Origin of the sequence: Tsuneonella dongtanensis (assembly GCF_001698205.1) — a bacterium.
Taxonomy (GTDB): domain Bacteria; phylum Pseudomonadota; class Alphaproteobacteria; order Sphingomonadales; family Sphingomonadaceae; genus Tsuneonella; species Tsuneonella dongtanensis.
This window is the reverse complement of the sequence record NZ_CP016591.1, coordinates 1,542,623-1,556,264: the sequence shown is the minus strand read 5'-3', so window position 1 is coordinate 1,556,264 and position 13,642 is coordinate 1,542,623. Positions and strand designations below refer to the sequence as shown.

Here is a 13,642-nt window from a genome sequence, read left to right as displayed (position 1 = left end):
CATTTCGCGCCCATGGTACGAACTGGAACCGTCTATCTCGTGGGCGCGGGGCCGGGTGATCCCGACCTGCTGACCCTCCGCGCCGCGCGGCTGATCGAATCCGCCGGCCTCATCATTCACGACGGGCTCGTCGACCGCGCGATCCTGGCGATGGCGGGGCCCGATGCCGAACTCGTCTCGGTCGCCAAGAGCCGTGCGCGGCACACCTTGCCGCAGGACGCGATCAACGCCCTGCTCGTGCGCGAGGCGCTGGCGGGCCGCGACGTCGTGCGCCTCAAGGGCGGCGACCCGCTCGTCTTCGGACGCGGCGGCGAGGAAGCCGAAGCGTGCCAAGCGGCGGGTGTGCCGGTCGAGATCGTGCCGGGGATCAGCGCTGCCAACGGTGCTGCCGCCGCCGCGCAGATCGCGCTGACGCACCGCGACGCTTCGAGCGTGGTCAGCTTCGTCGCGGGGCAATGCAAGGGCCTCTCCGAACAGGACTGGGCCGGTCTCGCCGGCAAGGGGCGCACGCTCGTGATCTACATGGGTGTGAAGACCGCCCCGCAAATCGCTGAAAAGCTTATGGCGGATGGCCTTTCGCCCGAGATGCCGCTGGCGGTGATCGAAAATGCCAGCCGCCCGAACATGCGCGTCCTGCGCGGGCCGCTCGCCGCGCTGCCCGACCTCGTCGTGGCCGAGCGCGTCAAGAGTCCTGCGCTGATCGTGATCGGAGAGGTTACCGCGCGCGAGGATATCGCGCTCGCCGCGCTGGTGGAGGCGCACGCATGAAGATCCTGACCGGAAACGACCTCAAGAGCGGCGCGGTCACCTGGTGGACCGGGTACGACTGGTCGCTCCATGTCGAGGACGCGGTGGATGCCGGGCCCGAGGCCGAGGCCATCGCCGCGCGCGAGGAAGCAGCGCGCCGGGTCAACGCGCCTTACGTGATCGAGGGCACGCGCGACGAAAATGGCGTGCGCCCGGCGCACATCAAGGATCGCATCCGCGCGCTCGGCCCGACCGTTCGCCCCGACCTGACCCTCAAGCCCGCCGACCCGAAGGCCGGCAACTGGGTGATCTGACGATGTACAAGTACGACCAATGGGACCAGCAGATGGTCGACACCCGCGTCGCGGAATTCCGCGACCAGGTCTCGCGCCGCCTCGCCGGCAAGATCACCGAGGACCAGTTCAAGCCGCTGCGGCTGCAGAACGGCCTCTATCTGCAGCTTCATGCCTACATGCTGCGGGTCGCCATTCCCTATGGCACCCTCGATAGCCGCCAGATGCGCGCGCTCGCCGATATCGCCGAGCGGTACGATCGCGGCTACGGCCACTTCACCACCCGGCAGAACATCCAGTACAACTGGATCAAGCTGGAAGAGACGCCCGACCTGCTCGCCGATCTGGCGGCGGTCGAGATGCATGCGATCCAGACAAGCGGCAACTGCATCCGCAACATCAGTTCGGATCATTTTGCGGGCGCCGCGGCGGACGAGGTCGTCGATCCAAGGCCTTACGCGGAACTGCTCAGACAGTGGTCGAGCTTCCACCCGGAGTTCATCACGCTTCCGCGCAAGTTCAAGATCGCGGTCATCGCGTCGAAAACCGACCGCGCCGCGATGAAGCTGCACGACATCGGCATCCGGATCGTGAAGAACGATGCGGGCGAGATCGGCGCCGAATTCTGGGTCGGCGGCGGCATGGGACGCACCCCCATGATCGCGCCCTGCATCAACCCGTTCGTGCCGATCGAGCACCTGGTGACTTATTCCGAGGCCTGCCTGCGCGTCTACAATCGCCACGGGCGGCGCGACAACAAGTACAAGGCGCGGATCAAGATCCTCGTCCACGAGCTGGGTGCCGACGAATATCGCCGCCAGGTCGAGGAGGAGTTCGCGCATCTCCTGACACAGGGCATCGAGCCGCCGCTCGCCGAGCTCGAGCGGATCGAGGCGTACTTCGCCGATCCCGCCTTCGACGCCAATGCACCCGACGCGCTCGACCGCTCGGATCCGGACTTCGCGCTGTGGGTCGATACCAACACAGTGGTCCACAAGGCACCGGGATACGTCGCGGCGGTCATCAGCCTCAAGCCGGTCGGCGGCAATCCCGGGGATGCGACGGCAGACCAAATGCGGCTGATGGCGGACCTTGCGCAGCAGTACTCGTTCGACGAGCTGCGAGTGACCCACACGCAGAACATCGTCCTGCCGCACGTGCGCAAGGCCGATCTCCACGCACTGTGGACCGCGCTCGACGAAGCAGGCCTCGGCACCGCGAACCTCGACATGGCGGGCGACATCATCGCCTGCCCCGGCCTCGACTATTGCAGCCTCGCCAACGCCCGCTCGATCCCGGTCGCGCAGAAGCTCAGCGAGCGGCTCGCACCGCAGTCGGCGGAACTGGGCGAGCTCAAGATCAAGATCTCGGGCTGCATCAACGCCTGCGGCCACCACCACGCGGGCCACATCGGCATCCTCGGCGTCGACCGGAAGGGGGTGGAGAACTACCAGCTCCTGTTCGGCGGCAGCGAGGCCGACGACACTTCGCTCGCCAAGATCGTCGGGCCAGGGTTCGACGAGGCGGGCATCGTCGACGCGGTCGAGACCGCGACCGGCGTGTACCTCGCCCGGCGCACTGAGGGCGAACGCTTCCTCGACACCTATCGCCGCATCGGCATCGAGCCGTTCAAGGAGGCGCTCTATGGCTGATTTCAAGGCCCATCCGCTGCGCCTGCGCGACGACGAGCCGGTCGATCACCCGGCGGTCACCGTCGATTCCTACCTCGACCAGACCAATGCCGCCGCCGTGCGGATCGAGCCGGGCGACGACGCACGTGCGTTGATCCCGCACCTTGCATCGCTGCGGCTGATCGAGGTGAACTTCCCCGCATTCACCGACGGCCGCGGCTATTCCGCCGCGCGCATCCTGCGCGAGGCAGGATACGAGGGTGAGCTGCGCGCCGTGGGCGACGTTCTCGTCGACCAGCTCGCCGCGATGCGCCGCTGCGGGTTCGACGCCTTCGAACCCGACAAGCCGCTGGACCCCGCCGACGCGGAGGCGGCGCTTTCTCGTTGGGACAACGTCTACCAGGCCGCCGCCGACGGCCGCACGCCGATCTGGGCGCTGCGGCATGGCTGATCTCGGGGTGCCTCGGATCGTCGACCGGATCGACAGCGCCCCACGCTTCACGACGGATGACGCCGAGCGCCTCAATTCGGAATTCGCGGGTGCCGATACGGCCGAGTTGTTGAAGGCTGTCCTCGCGCAAAGGGTGGCCGGACGCGTCGCGCTCGTCTCAAGCTTCGGCGCCGAGAGCGCGGTCCTGCTCCATCTCGCCGCGCAGGTCGCGCCCGATACGCCGGTGCTGTTCCTCGACACCGGCAAGCACTTCCCGGAAACGCTCGCCTACCGCGACGATCTCGTTGCCCGGCTCGGCCTGACCAACCTCGTCGTCCTGGCGCCGGATGAGGCCGAATTGCGCGCGCGCGACGAAAGCGGGCTGCGCTGGTCGTACGATCCCGACGGCTGCTGCGAACTGCGCAAGGTCCGCCCGCTTGCCGCTGCCCTTGCGCGGTTCGATGCCTCGCTCACAGGCCGCAAGGCGTTCCAGTCGAGCACCCGCGCGAACCTGCCGCGGTTCGAGATCGATCTGTCGGACACCGCTGGACGGCTCAAGATCAACCCGCTGATCGACTGGCAGGCCGCCGACATCGCTGCCTATATCGCAGCCCACGATCTGCCGGCGCATCCGCTCGTTGCCGCAGGCTTCCCGTCGATCGGCTGCTCGCCCTGCACCAGCAAGGTCGCGCCCGGCGAAGACCCGCGCGCGGGGCGCTGGAAAGGCTGGGACAAGACCGAATGCGGCATCCACACGCCCGTCCAGCGCGGGCCCGATGGCGAGCTGCCGCCCGGGTACGAGCCCTTCCTCTAGGCAGGAAAAGGGCCCCGGAAGCGCACTTCCGGAGCCCTGTTCGATCGGTCGCGGATCAGGCCTCGACGCGCTCGACAGTCGCGGTCTTGCCCTCGGAATTGGTCGAAAACCACTTGCCGTCGGCATCGATGCCTTCGGTGTTGCACTTCTCGACCTCGCCCTCGCCGTCCTTGGTCGTGCAATACTCGGTCGGCGATTTCTGGACCCACTTGCCCGTCTCAACCACCTTGCCGTCGGCGTCAGTCTGTACGTAGGTTCCGTCGGCCTTCACCTCTTCCATGAACGTCATGCCGTCGGAAGTTGTGATCTTGTACATGCCCGGCGTCGCCTTGCCGTCGGCGGCGAGCGGTGCGGCCGCGGCGACCGGCGCTTCGGCAGTCGCCTCGGCTTCGGGCGCAGGTGCCGTTTCAGACTGCGAACAGCCCGCGAGTGTCGCCAAGGCGGCGACCATGATCAGTCTTTTCATTGCATACCCCCTGGAGTTCAGCCTTCGATCCGGACGACCGTGGCGGTCTCGCCGGTTTCAGGATTGAGCGAGGTGTAGACCCCATTCTCGAACTTCTCGGTATAGCAGACCTCGTTCGAGCCTTCCTTGTCCGAGGTTTCGCAATACTGCTCGGGCGACTTCTGCACCCACTTGCCGCTATCGATGGCGGCGCCGTCCGCGCCGGTGACCTTGTAGGTGCCATCGGGCATCACATCCACAGTGTGCTTTGTCCCGTCGGCCATAGTGACTTCGTACTTGCCGGTGGACGGCTTCCCGTCGGCGGCCATGGTGGTGGTCTCGGCCGGAGCGGCGGCTTCGGCTGCCGCTGCATCGGCCTCGGCATCGGCTTCCGGTGCCGGCTGCGAACAGGCGGCGAGCGCGGCCACTGCGGCCATCGCGATCAGTCTTTTCATGGCTTACCCCTTTACGTGACGCAGGTAGGTGGTCGTTGCCACCGGTGCGACTCGCGATCCCAAGGCGGGACTATGCACGCTCTCGCGCGCGAGTCGAATCCGCGGCTAGAGCCAGCCCTTCTCGCGGTACCACCGCGCCGTCGCACGCAGGCCTTCGCGCGTCGGAATGCGCGGTTTCCAGAGGGTTGGGGGCACGTGGAATTCCGGGCGTGCGACCCAGTCGGGATGGGTCATGTAGCCGACCCGGTCCTTCGTCAGCCGCGCGCGTGACCGGCGGACCAGCCGGTCGGCGCGCGAGGCATGTTCGAGCAGCGGCCGCGACAGGTGCACGACCCAAGGCCTCCGCCCGACCGCCCAGCCGATGATCCGTGCCAGTTCACGGTGGGTCCACCCTCCCGCGTGGCCGTCGTCGGGCTCGAACACCGCGTGGGTCACGTCCTCGCCGCCCGGCAGCAGGGTGACGAGCAGTTCGGCGAGGTCCTGCACGTGGATCAGCGAGCTGCGCCCCGGCGGCGGCACGGGTACGATCCCCTTTTTCGCCAGCTTGAATATCTCGAGGTAGTCGCGGTCCCACGGGCCGTATACGCCGGGCGGACGCACGACTGTCCAGTCCAGCCCGCTCGATGCCACCAGCCGCTCCGCACGCTCCTTGGAAGCGCCATAGGCCGACAGCGAGGGTTCGCGCGCGGCAAGCGACGACACGCAGACGAAGCGGCGCACACCGGCGTCCGCTGCCGCCTTCAGGACGTTGAGCGTGCCGGCCACGTTGGCGGCCTCGAACGCGGCGGCGTCTGGCGCGGTCGTCAGGCCGGCAACGTGGATCACGGCCTCGGCCCCCTCCACCAGCCTTGCAAGGGCCGCGGTATCGGACAGGTCGCCCTGCATCCATTCAGCGCCGGCGCGATCGGCCGGCACCGTACGCGCCAACGCCCGCACCTGCATTCCCGAGCGCGCCAGAGCGGCCAGCGTGGCCTTGCCGACGAACCCCGTGGCGCCGGTCAGCGCGACGAGCGCCCCGGTCACAGCAGAACCATGTGGTCGCGGTGCACGACAGCGGCGCGCGGCGCGTAGCCGAGAAGCGCGGCCTGCTCGCCCGCCTTGCGTCCGGCGATCGCGCGGCATTCGGCCGCGGTGTATTCGACGAGACCCTGCGCCAGCCGGTCGCCCTTGGCCGAGTGGATCGTGACGAGGTCGCCGCGCGCGAACTCGCCATCCACCCCGACGACACCCGCGGCCAGCAGGCTCGATCCCGAACCGAGCGCATCGGCGCAGCCAGCGTCGACCGTCAGCACCCCGGCAGGCGCGATGCGACCACCGAGCCAGACCTTGCGTCCGCCGTCGCGGCGCTGGGGCAGGAACACCGTGCCGCTGTCCGCGTCGATCGCGGTCGCGAGCGGACGTTCGCGGGTGCCGTTGACGATCGCGAGCGCGATGCCCGCACGTCCGGCGATTTCGGCGGCCTCGAGCTTAGACACCATCCCGCCCGAGCCCATGCCGGAGCCGGACCCCCCGGTCGCCATCGCGCGCACCGCCTCGTCGATGCCCTGCACTTCGCGCACCAGCTCTGCAGCGGGGTCCTTGGGGTCCCGGTCGAACAGGCCGTCGACGTCGCTGAGCAGGACGACGGCATCGCCCCCCGCGGCCTGCGCCACGCGCGCGGCCAAGCGGTCGTTATCGCCGAAACGGATCTCGGCCGTGGCCACGCTGTCGTTCTCGTTGATGACCGGTACGGCGCCCTGGTCGAGCAGCCGCGCAATCGTCGACGACGCATTGAGGTATCGCCGGCGGTCCTCGAGATCGTCGAGCGTGAGGAGCAGCTGCGCTGCTACCAGCCCCCGGGCTTCCAGCAGCTCCGCCCAGGCCCCCGCCAGGGCGATCTGGCCGACGGCCGCGGCCGCCTGCGCGTCGGCAAGGTTGGCCCGGCCGCCTCCGGCAAGCCCCAGCCGGGCCGCGCCGAGAGCAATCGCGCCCGAGCTTACGACCACGACCTGCTGCCCCCGCGCGCGCGCTTCTGCAATCTCACCGACGAGCGCTTCGAGCCATGCCCGCCGCATGCTGCCACCGCGTTCGACGAGCAGCGCGGAACCGACCTTGAGGACAAGGCGCGGACAGGCCGCTGGGTCGACGAGCTGGGAGAGCGCGGAAACGGTCATGCGCGCGCCGCTTAGCGAAGCCGCGCGATTACGTCACCTAGATCGGCGACCATTCTCCGCCGTCCTCGGCGACGTCCTCGACCTCCGAGCCCTTGGTCTCGGTTGCCGTGCGATCGGGAAGATAGGACAGCGCCGCATCCAGCAGCGCCTCGATCCCCTCGCCGGTCGCGCCGGATATCGGGAAGACCGCGTCGGCGCCCGCCGCGCGCAATTCCTTCGCGAACCCTTCGACAAGTTCGGCATCGGCGAGATCGACCTTGTTGAGCGCGATCAGGCGTGGCTTCTCGTCCAGCCCTTCCCCGTAGGCGGAGAGCTCGTCCTCGACGATCCGCAGGGCCTCGGCGGGATCGACCCCGGAAATGTCGATCAGGTGGATCAGCACCCGGCAGCGCTCGATATGCCCCAGGAAGCGATCGCCGATTCCCGCGCCTTCGGCGGCTCCCTCGATCAGCCCGGGGATGTCGGCGAGCACGAATTCGCGCCCCCGATGGCGAACGACGCCCAACTTGGGAACGAGCGTGGTGAAGGCATAGGCGCCGACTTTCGCCTGCGCGTTCGAGACCTGGTTGATGAAGGTGCTCTTGCCCGCGTTCGGCAGCCCGACGAGGCCCACGTCGGCGAGCAACTTCAGCCGCAGCCAGACCCACATTTCCTGCGAAGCGATGCCCGGCTGGTGCTGGCGCGGAGCGCGGTTCGTGCTGGTCTTGTAGCTGGCGTTGCCGCGACCGCCCATGCCGCCTTCGAGCAAAGTCACGCGCTGGCCGACCTCGGTGAAGTCGGCGAGCACCTCTTCCTTGTCCTCGGACAGGATCTGCGTGCCGACCGGAACCTCGATCACGAGATCGGGCGCGCTGGCGCCCGTGCGGTCCTTGCCCATCCCGTGCCCGCCACGCGCGGCCTTGAAATGCTGGGTATAGCGGAAGTCGATGAGGGTATTGAGGCCCTGCACCGCCTCGAACACCACGTCCCCGCCCTTGCCGCCGTTGCCGCCGTCGGGTCCGCCGTACTCGATGTACTTCTCGCGGCGGAACGACACGGCCCCGGGACCGCCCGCGCCGGACTTGATGTAGATCTTGGCCTGGTCGAGAAAGTGCATTTTTGTTTCGCCTCAAGCGCCGGCGGCCGCCTCCGCGGCCTTGGCTATCCTTCGCGGCTGGTCCTCGCCCGGACGAGCCCGGGCTCGGGCCGCTTTGGGCGCGCATTCGCGCTTGCGGTCCGCTGGTCGCGGACCGTTACACCGAGCAACAATCACGTCGCAAGAGCACGAACTTGCGACCAGCAAGTTCGAAAGGTCGAACGACCGCCCGCAGGCGCCCCGAAGCGAAGCTGAGGGAGTTGCGCCGAGGACGCACCCGCGGAGGCGGGTGCGGAAACAGGAAACAACCAGTATCTGATCCATGATCAGAAACTGGTGGAGCCGAGGGGGATCGAACCCCTGACCTCGTCATTGCGAACGACGCGCTCTCCCAGCTGAGCTACGGCCCCGTTCCAGTTCCTCCGCCGAGGCCCGTGCCGCGGCGAGCGCGCCCCTTAGGCGAAGCGGGGGCGGCTTGCCAAGAGCAAAAACCGCCCCTTGCCCATCACGTTTGCGGGGTGCCGGTCGGCGATGCCGAAGAGGTGGCAGGGCCCGGCGTCAGGACGATGACCGGCTGGCCCGCGGGAGCGCTCGATGGCGGAAGTGCCGGCATCGATCCGACTGTCGTCGAACCGGGCGGCACGTTGACCGCCGGATCGAGCGGATTGACGTAGCCTGCCGCGGTGGTGGTCACCACGGTCGGATTGTATTCGGAATCCCACCGTGCGACGTCGATGCGATACTGCTCGTAGGCCCGGAAGAAGTTCTCGAACACGCCCTCGATCCGCGGCAGGCTGCGGGCCGAGAATGCATCCAGATCGCCCGCGGCAACCGCCGGCAGCTCCAGCGCAACGGCAAGCGATGCATCGCAGAACGGTTTGCGGGCCGGCGGCAGGGCGAAATAGTTGTAGACCTGCGTCATGTAGCCATCGAGCACGTCGCGGAAGCCCGCGCCGTACTTCTGGCGAAACTCGCTCTCGAGCGTGCGGTTAGCGGAAGAAAGCCCGCGCGCATGGGTCTTGAGCATGCCCTTGTATCCCTGAAGGATCGGGTCGTACTCGAGCTCGAGGCAATTGAGCGCCGCGACGTTGAGCGCGGACCGCAAGTTCCAGGTCTTCTGCGCAGGCGTCAGCTGGTAGTTCACCGTCTGGCGCGTGCCGTCGATCGCAATCACCGGAATCGTCATGCCGGCGACCGCGCCCATGGGCGGCACGGGCCGCGGCGGAATAACCTTCACCGGGGGCGGTGGCGGAGGGGGCGGCGGGGGCGGCGGTGGCGGCGGCGTTGCGCAGGCAGCCAGCGCGGCGAGGCCCGCCGCGACGATCGTCAGTCGGATTGGAGACTTGGAATTCTGGTACATGCGGCGCGGCCCTCCTCTGCCCGCATAGGATGATCGCAGGTCGCGCCTTTCGCGCGCCTGAAGGAATCCTGCCTATCGGGTCCGCCGGGCAAAGAAAATGCCCGGGGAACGCAGAGTCCCCCGGGCACGATGAAACGAGTCCTGCGTGCGACTATTCGCGGTTGCCCATGAAGCTCAGCAGGAACTGGAACATGTTGATGAAGTCGAGGTACAGCGACAGCGCGCCGAGGATGATCGCCTTGCCGGCGAACTCGGTCCCGCGGAGCACTGCGTACTCGTTCTTCAGGCGCTGCGTGTCGTAGGCGGTAAGGCCCGCGAAGATCAGCACGCCGATGAAGCTGATCGCGTACATCAGCGCCGGGCTCTTCAGGAAGATGTTCGCGATTGAGGCGACGATCAGGCCGACGACGCCCATGATCAGGAAGCTGCCCCAGCCGCTCAGGCTCTTCTGCGTGGTGTAGCCATAAAGGCTCAGCCCCGCGAACGCCGCAGCCGTCGCGAAGAACGTCACTGCGATCGACCCCCCGGTGAAGACCAGGAAGATTGTCGACATCGAAAGGCCCATCAGCGTTGCGAAGCCCCAGAACATCATCTGAAGGGTCGCCTTGCTGAAGCGGTTGGCACCGAAGCTCATCGCCATCACGATCGCCAGCGGCGACAGCGCGACGAGCCACATCAGCGGTCCGCGCGCGAAATTGACCGCGAGGCCGGAATTGTACGTCAGCAACGCGACGATGCCGGTCAGCAGCACGCCGCTGGTCATATAGTTGTAGATCGCGAGCATGTGCTTGCGCAGACCCGCGTCGAACACGACCTGCCCACCGGCGCGCGGCACCGAGCCGAAGCTGGTGGTCGTCGTGCGGGGATCGTTGAATTCAGCCATTCCAATCTCCATTCCGGCGCCGAGCGACGACAAGCCGGTCCCGGCAATATCGGTGGTTAGCGCCGCAGATTCAAGGAAAACCGGACATGCTCGGGTTAACCATCGCCGCGTGCGGCTGCGGCCATTTCACGGCCTCGATCGCGCGCCGCGCGCAAGGTTTCGCACACCAGCCGGGTAAGGGCCTCACCCTCGTCCAGCACGTCGAGCCCCTTCTGGGTCATGCCGCCCGGGCTCGCGACCTTGCGCGCGAGTTCACCCGGCGACAACGGCGAGGCGGCGGCGAGCGCACCGGCACCCTCGACCATCGCCACGGCCAGCCGCTGCGCCTGCGCCGCATCGAGGCCAAGGCGAGTCGCGCCTGCGGCCAGCGCATCGATGAAGCGATAGACGAAACCCGGACCCGATCCGGCCAGCGCCATCACGAGATCGGCGAGGTTCTCGTCCGCCAGCCACTCGGCGCTTCCGAGGCGAGCGGCGAGGTCGGTCACCTTGTCCCTGGCCACGGGATCGATCGGGCCCGCGACCAGCGCGTTGGGCGACTTGCCGAGTGCGGCGGCGAGGTTGGGCATCAGCCGTACGACGGCGCCTGCACGCGGGAAATGGCCCGACAGGCTGGCGAGCTCGACTCCTGCGAGGACCGAGATCACGGTCGTTTCGGGACCCGCAAGCGGCTCGATCGGCGGCGCAGCCTCGGCAATGGACTGCGGCTTGAAGCCGAGCACGATCGCGTCGAACGGCCCTGAAGGGACGTCGGTGACGAAGGTCACGCCCGGCGGCACCGGCTTCTCGAACGGGTCGAAAGCCGTGATCGCGCTCGCGGGAACACCCGAGGCGAGCCAGCCGTCGACCATCGCGCCGGTCATGGCGCCATATCCGGCGATAAGTATACGATCGACCATGGTCGCGCCTTACGGCGCAGAAACGCCGCGCGCTAGGTCCACGCCGCTATGCTTCGCCCGCTGCGTCCACCATCGCGCTGGCGAGCGCATCCTGCGCGCTCTTGTCGCCCCACAAAACGAACTGGAAGGCCGGATAAAAACGGTCGCATTCGTCGACCGCGGTCTCGATCAGGCCCTGGGCCTGGCCGAGCCCCAGCAGCCCCTCGTCGCCGAGCAGCAGACCGTGGCGATAGACGACCATGCCGCCCTGCGACCACACATCGAAGTGGCCGAGCCATAGCTGTTCGTTGACCAGGGCGAGCAGTTCGTGCGCCGCCCGCCGCTTGTCGTCGGACACGCGAATGTCGGGCAAGCACAGCAATTGCAGCACGTTGTCTTCCGCGCGCCAGATGGCCCGGACCTGGTAGCTGGTCCAGCTGCCCTGGATCTCGGCCGAAATCTCGTCGGCCGAGACGACCTCGTGCGGCCAGCCGCGCGCCTCGAACAGGGCCGCAAGCATGTCGACCGGCGCAGCGTCCTCGGCCTCCGACTGGTAATCGTCGTGCCCGGTCCTCATCGTGGCGATCCCGTGTTCGTCATTGCCGACGCTGGATGCCGAGCCGCCCGCCGCCCGGCAATCGCGGCGCGGTTAACGGCTGGGGACAACGCGATAACCCTGTTCACAGCCTGTGCAAAAGCGGTGGGCACCGGAGGCGTCCCTACTTTAGCGGAGAGACTTCCTCGCCGACCTCGCTGGTGAAGGTGAACGCGTCGATCCCGGCTGCCTTGAGGTCCGCGACGAGCTTGTTGGCGGTCCGCGCCGAATCGATCGGGCCGGTCAGCAGCCGCTGCGAGACACCCCACTTGGCGGTATAGGCCTCGCGCTTGCCGAGCAGCGCCGGCGCCTTCTTTTCGAACCTGCGCCAGTCGAAGGCGAGCGCCTTCATGTCCTTGCCCGTCGCGACCTGGACCCAGATGCGGCTCGGCGCCTTGGGTTTAGGCGGCGGAGGCGGCGGCGGTGGCGGAGGCGGCGGCGCGGCCACCTCGCGCTTGGGCTTGATCGCGGTGATGTCGACCGCACCGGTGGCCGGGGCCCGGGCCGTGCTGGCGGAGCCGATGTCGGAAAAGGCCTCTTCCAGCGACAGCGTTTCCGGCGCGCTTGCCGGGGCAGCTTCGCGCGGCACCGGGACGATCGTCACCGGCGGTGGTGCCTGCCCTGCCTGAGCCTGTCCCGCTTGTGCTTGTCCCGCCTGGGCGGCGCTCACGCGACTGAGTTCGAAGCCGGGCGCGGCCGTGGCCGCCGGCAAGCTCGCGACAACCACGGGCCGCGGCGCTTCCTGCACCGGCGGCAATTCGATTCGCGGTGCCGAGGGCGGCGGTGGCGGCGGTGGCGGCGGCGGCGCCGGCGGCGAGACGCGCGCCGCTGCACGCCGCTCTTCCGCCGTCAGCGTTTCGGGTGCGTTAGCGCTTCGCGGCGGATCGACTCGTGCGACACGGACAGGCGGATTGGATCTGCTCTCTCGGGCGGCGGCCTGCTGGCGCCGTTCTTCCCGGCGGCCCACGCGGGTCCGCGGACCCAGCGGCTCTCCCTGCGGCGCGAGGCGGCTGTCCGCGGCCCCTGTCGGCGCCGCGTTTGCAGCGCCCGAATACTGAGCAAAACGCGGATCGTCGCGCCCGATCTGCGCGGCGCGCGGGAAGTTGCCCAGGTTGGCCGCGGCCGCCTGCTGCGCGCGGGTGAGGCGGGGCATGTATCGAAGGTACGGCGCCATGCGATCGGCCATGTCGCGCGGCATGACCGCCTCGACGATCGAGATCGCCTCGTCCTCCTTGCCCATGATCGCGAGTCCGAAGGCGCGCGCACGATAGGCGGCGAGGTCCCGTCGCTGGAGCAGCGGCAGCAGCGTCGCTTCGAAGCCCTTCACGTCGCCGGCGATCGCCTGGCTCAGCGCGAGCCGCCGGAGCACCTCGTCATCGCGCGCCTGCGCCAACGCGAGCTTGTAATGCGTCTGGGCCGAGGTGTTGTCGCCGACGAGATCGTACGCGAGGCCGCGATCGGCGGCGATCGTCGCCGCTTGCGCGCCCGAGGAGGCCGCCTGTTCGAACAGCTCGATCGCCTCGATCGGCCGCCCCGACTTCAGGTTGGCTGTCGCGAGACCCGCCTTGACCCGCGCATCGCCGGCCCGGACCACTTCGGCGCGACTGAAGAATCCGATCGCGGCATCGACATCGTCGAGGGCCAGCGAGGCCCGTCCGGCCGCCACGAGCGCGTCGAAATCTGTCGGATTGCGCGCCAGTCGCTGAAGGGCGGAGCTGAGCTCTCCCGAAGCCGGGCTCGGCACCGGCTGAACGACAGCGTAGCTCTGCGCCGCCAGCGGCATCGAGACCAGCGCGAACGGCAGGGTCGCGAGGAAAGCGGCCGCAGCGCGGCTACGGGGTCGGTTCGGTCGTTTCACCATGCCTGTACCTATGCCCGGCCGC

General features: G+C 68.3%; 15 protein-coding genes and 1 tRNA gene. 5 read left to right on the top strand and 11 right to left on the bottom strand.

What is annotated here, in order from left to right:
* Positions 1-12: 12 nt before the first annotated feature.
* Genes cobA through A6F68_RS07495 form a run of 5 tightly spaced genes read left to right on the top strand, consistent with a single transcriptional unit; the run spans position 13 to position 3,915 of the window.
* Complete coding sequence (gene cobA, locus A6F68_RS07515) at positions 13-768, top strand: uroporphyrinogen-III C-methyltransferase (RefSeq protein ID WP_067678079.1); 756 nt, start codon at positions 13-15, stop codon at positions 766-768.
* Positions 765-1,061 carry a DUF2849 domain-containing protein gene (locus A6F68_RS07510; RefSeq protein WP_067678076.1) on the top strand — a complete coding sequence of 99 codons (297 nt, stop codon included), beginning with the start codon at positions 765-767 and terminating at the stop codon, positions 1,059-1,061. The genes cobA and A6F68_RS07510 overlap by 4 nt, the downstream gene beginning before the upstream one ends.
* A 2-nt stretch (positions 1,062-1,063) precedes the next feature.
* Positions 1,064-2,692 carry a nitrite/sulfite reductase gene (locus A6F68_RS07505; protein WP_067678073.1) on the top strand — a complete coding sequence of 543 codons (1,629 nt, stop codon included), beginning with the start codon at positions 1,064-1,066 and terminating at the stop codon, positions 2,690-2,692.
* Positions 2,685-3,122 carry a DUF934 domain-containing protein gene (locus A6F68_RS07500; RefSeq protein WP_067678070.1) on the top strand — a complete coding sequence of 146 codons (438 nt, stop codon included), beginning with the start codon at positions 2,685-2,687 and terminating at the stop codon, positions 3,120-3,122. The genes A6F68_RS07505 and A6F68_RS07500 overlap by 8 nt, the downstream gene beginning before the upstream one ends.
* Positions 3,115-3,915, top strand: coding sequence for a phosphoadenylyl-sulfate reductase (locus tag A6F68_RS07495; protein WP_067678067.1), 801 nt, complete (start codon positions 3,115-3,117; stop codon positions 3,913-3,915). The genes A6F68_RS07500 and A6F68_RS07495 overlap by 8 nt, the downstream gene beginning before the upstream one ends.
* Before the next feature lie 55 nt (positions 3,916-3,970).
* On the opposite strand, the gene A6F68_RS07490 is transcribed toward A6F68_RS07495, so the two are convergent.
* The 11 genes from A6F68_RS07490 to A6F68_RS07440 all read right to left on the bottom strand — a co-directional run bounded on the left by A6F68_RS07490 (position 3,971) and on the right by A6F68_RS07440 (position 13,620).
* Complete coding sequence (locus A6F68_RS07490; RefSeq protein WP_067678064.1) at positions 3,971-4,381, bottom strand: hypothetical protein; 411 nt, start codon at positions 4,379-4,381, stop codon at positions 3,971-3,973.
* A 17-nt stretch (positions 4,382-4,398) separates the two neighbouring features.
* Positions 4,399-4,815, bottom strand: coding sequence for a hypothetical protein (locus A6F68_RS07485; RefSeq protein ID WP_157096684.1), 417 nt, complete (start codon positions 4,813-4,815; stop codon positions 4,399-4,401).
* A gap of 105 nt (positions 4,816-4,920) precedes the next feature.
* Positions 4,921-5,838, bottom strand: a complete 918-nt coding sequence (locus A6F68_RS07480) for an NAD-dependent epimerase/dehydratase family protein (RefSeq protein ID WP_067678058.1) — start codon at positions 5,836-5,838, stop codon at positions 4,921-4,923.
* Complete coding sequence (gene proB / locus A6F68_RS07475; RefSeq protein ID WP_067678055.1) at positions 5,835-6,968, bottom strand: glutamate 5-kinase; 1,134 nt, start codon at positions 6,966-6,968, stop codon at positions 5,835-5,837. Before proB ends, A6F68_RS07480 begins: the two co-directional genes overlap by 4 nt.
* A gap of 37 nt (positions 6,969-7,005) precedes the next feature.
* Positions 7,006-8,064 carry a GTPase ObgE gene (obgE, locus tag A6F68_RS07470; protein WP_067678052.1) on the bottom strand — a complete coding sequence of 353 codons (1,059 nt, stop codon included), beginning with the start codon at positions 8,062-8,064 and terminating at the stop codon, positions 7,006-7,008.
* A gap of 313 nt (positions 8,065-8,377) precedes the next feature.
* Positions 8,378-8,453 (bottom strand) — tRNA-Ala (locus tag A6F68_RS07465).
* 95 nt (positions 8,454-8,548) lie between these two features.
* Entirely contained in the window at positions 8,549-9,403 is an 855-nt protein-coding gene (locus A6F68_RS07460) for a hypothetical protein (protein ID WP_157096683.1), read from the bottom strand.
* Positions 9,404-9,554: 151 nt separating this feature from the next.
* Entirely contained in the window at positions 9,555-10,286 is a 732-nt protein-coding gene (locus A6F68_RS07455) for a Bax inhibitor-1/YccA family protein (protein WP_067682273.1), read from the bottom strand.
* Positions 10,287-10,381: 95 nt separating this feature from the next.
* The gene (locus tag A6F68_RS07450; protein WP_067678046.1) at positions 10,382-11,185 is read right to left on the bottom strand and encodes a pyrroline-5-carboxylate reductase family protein; all 804 of its coding nucleotides are present in this window, start codon (positions 11,183-11,185) and stop codon (positions 10,382-10,384) included.
* A gap of 46 nt (positions 11,186-11,231) precedes the next feature.
* Positions 11,232-11,741, bottom strand: a complete 510-nt coding sequence (locus tag A6F68_RS07445) for a type III secretion system chaperone family protein (RefSeq protein WP_067678043.1) — start codon at positions 11,739-11,741, stop codon at positions 11,232-11,234.
* Between the two features lie 142 nt (positions 11,742-11,883).
* Positions 11,884-13,620, bottom strand: a complete 1,737-nt coding sequence (locus A6F68_RS07440; protein WP_067678040.1) for a tetratricopeptide repeat protein — start codon at positions 13,618-13,620, stop codon at positions 11,884-11,886.
* Between the last annotated feature and the right edge of the window lie 22 nt (positions 13,621-13,642).

Bases quoted from the DNA above. Each gene is read 5' to 3' on its own strand.
- obgE (WP_067678052.1), bottom strand. From the start codon at position 8,064: ATGCACTTTCTCGACCAGGCCAAGATCTACATCAAGTCCGGCGCGGGC.
- cobA (WP_067678079.1), top strand. From the start codon at position 13: ATGGTACGAACTGGAACCGTCTATCTCGTGGGCGCGGGGCCGGGTGAT.
- A6F68_RS07510 (WP_067678076.1), top strand. From the start codon at position 765: ATGAAGATCCTGACCGGAAACGACCTCAAGAGCGGCGCGGTCACCTGG.
- A6F68_RS07460 (WP_157096683.1), bottom strand. From the start codon at position 9,403: ATGTACCAGAATTCCAAGTCTCCAATCCGACTGACGATCGTCGCGGCG.
- proB (WP_067678055.1), bottom strand. From the start codon at position 6,968: ATGACCGTTTCCGCGCTCTCCCAGCTCGTCGACCCAGCGGCCTGTCCG.
- A6F68_RS07500 (WP_067678070.1), top strand. From the start codon at position 2,685: ATGGCTGATTTCAAGGCCCATCCGCTGCGCCTGCGCGACGACGAGCCG.
- A6F68_RS07505 (WP_067678073.1), top strand. From the start codon at position 1,064: ATGTACAAGTACGACCAATGGGACCAGCAGATGGTCGACACCCGCGTC.
- A6F68_RS07450 (WP_067678046.1), bottom strand. From the start codon at position 11,185: ATGGTCGATCGTATACTTATCGCCGGATATGGCGCCATGACCGGCGCG.
- A6F68_RS07490 (WP_067678064.1), bottom strand. From the start codon at position 4,381: ATGAAAAGACTGATCATGGTCGCCGCCTTGGCGACACTCGCGGGCTGT.
- A6F68_RS07495 (WP_067678067.1), top strand. From the start codon at position 3,115: ATGGCTGATCTCGGGGTGCCTCGGATCGTCGACCGGATCGACAGCGCC.
- A6F68_RS07455 (WP_067682273.1), bottom strand. From the start codon at position 10,286: ATGGCTGAATTCAACGATCCCCGCACGACGACCACCAGCTTCGGCTCG.
- A6F68_RS07440 (WP_067678040.1), bottom strand. From the start codon at position 13,620: ATGGTGAAACGACCGAACCGACCCCGTAGCCGCGCTGCGGCCGCTTTC.
- A6F68_RS07485 (WP_157096684.1), bottom strand. From the start codon at position 4,815: ATGAAAAGACTGATCGCGATGGCCGCAGTGGCCGCGCTCGCCGCCTGT.
- A6F68_RS07445 (WP_067678043.1), bottom strand. From the start codon at position 11,741: ATGAGGACCGGGCACGACGATTACCAGTCGGAGGCCGAGGACGCTGCG.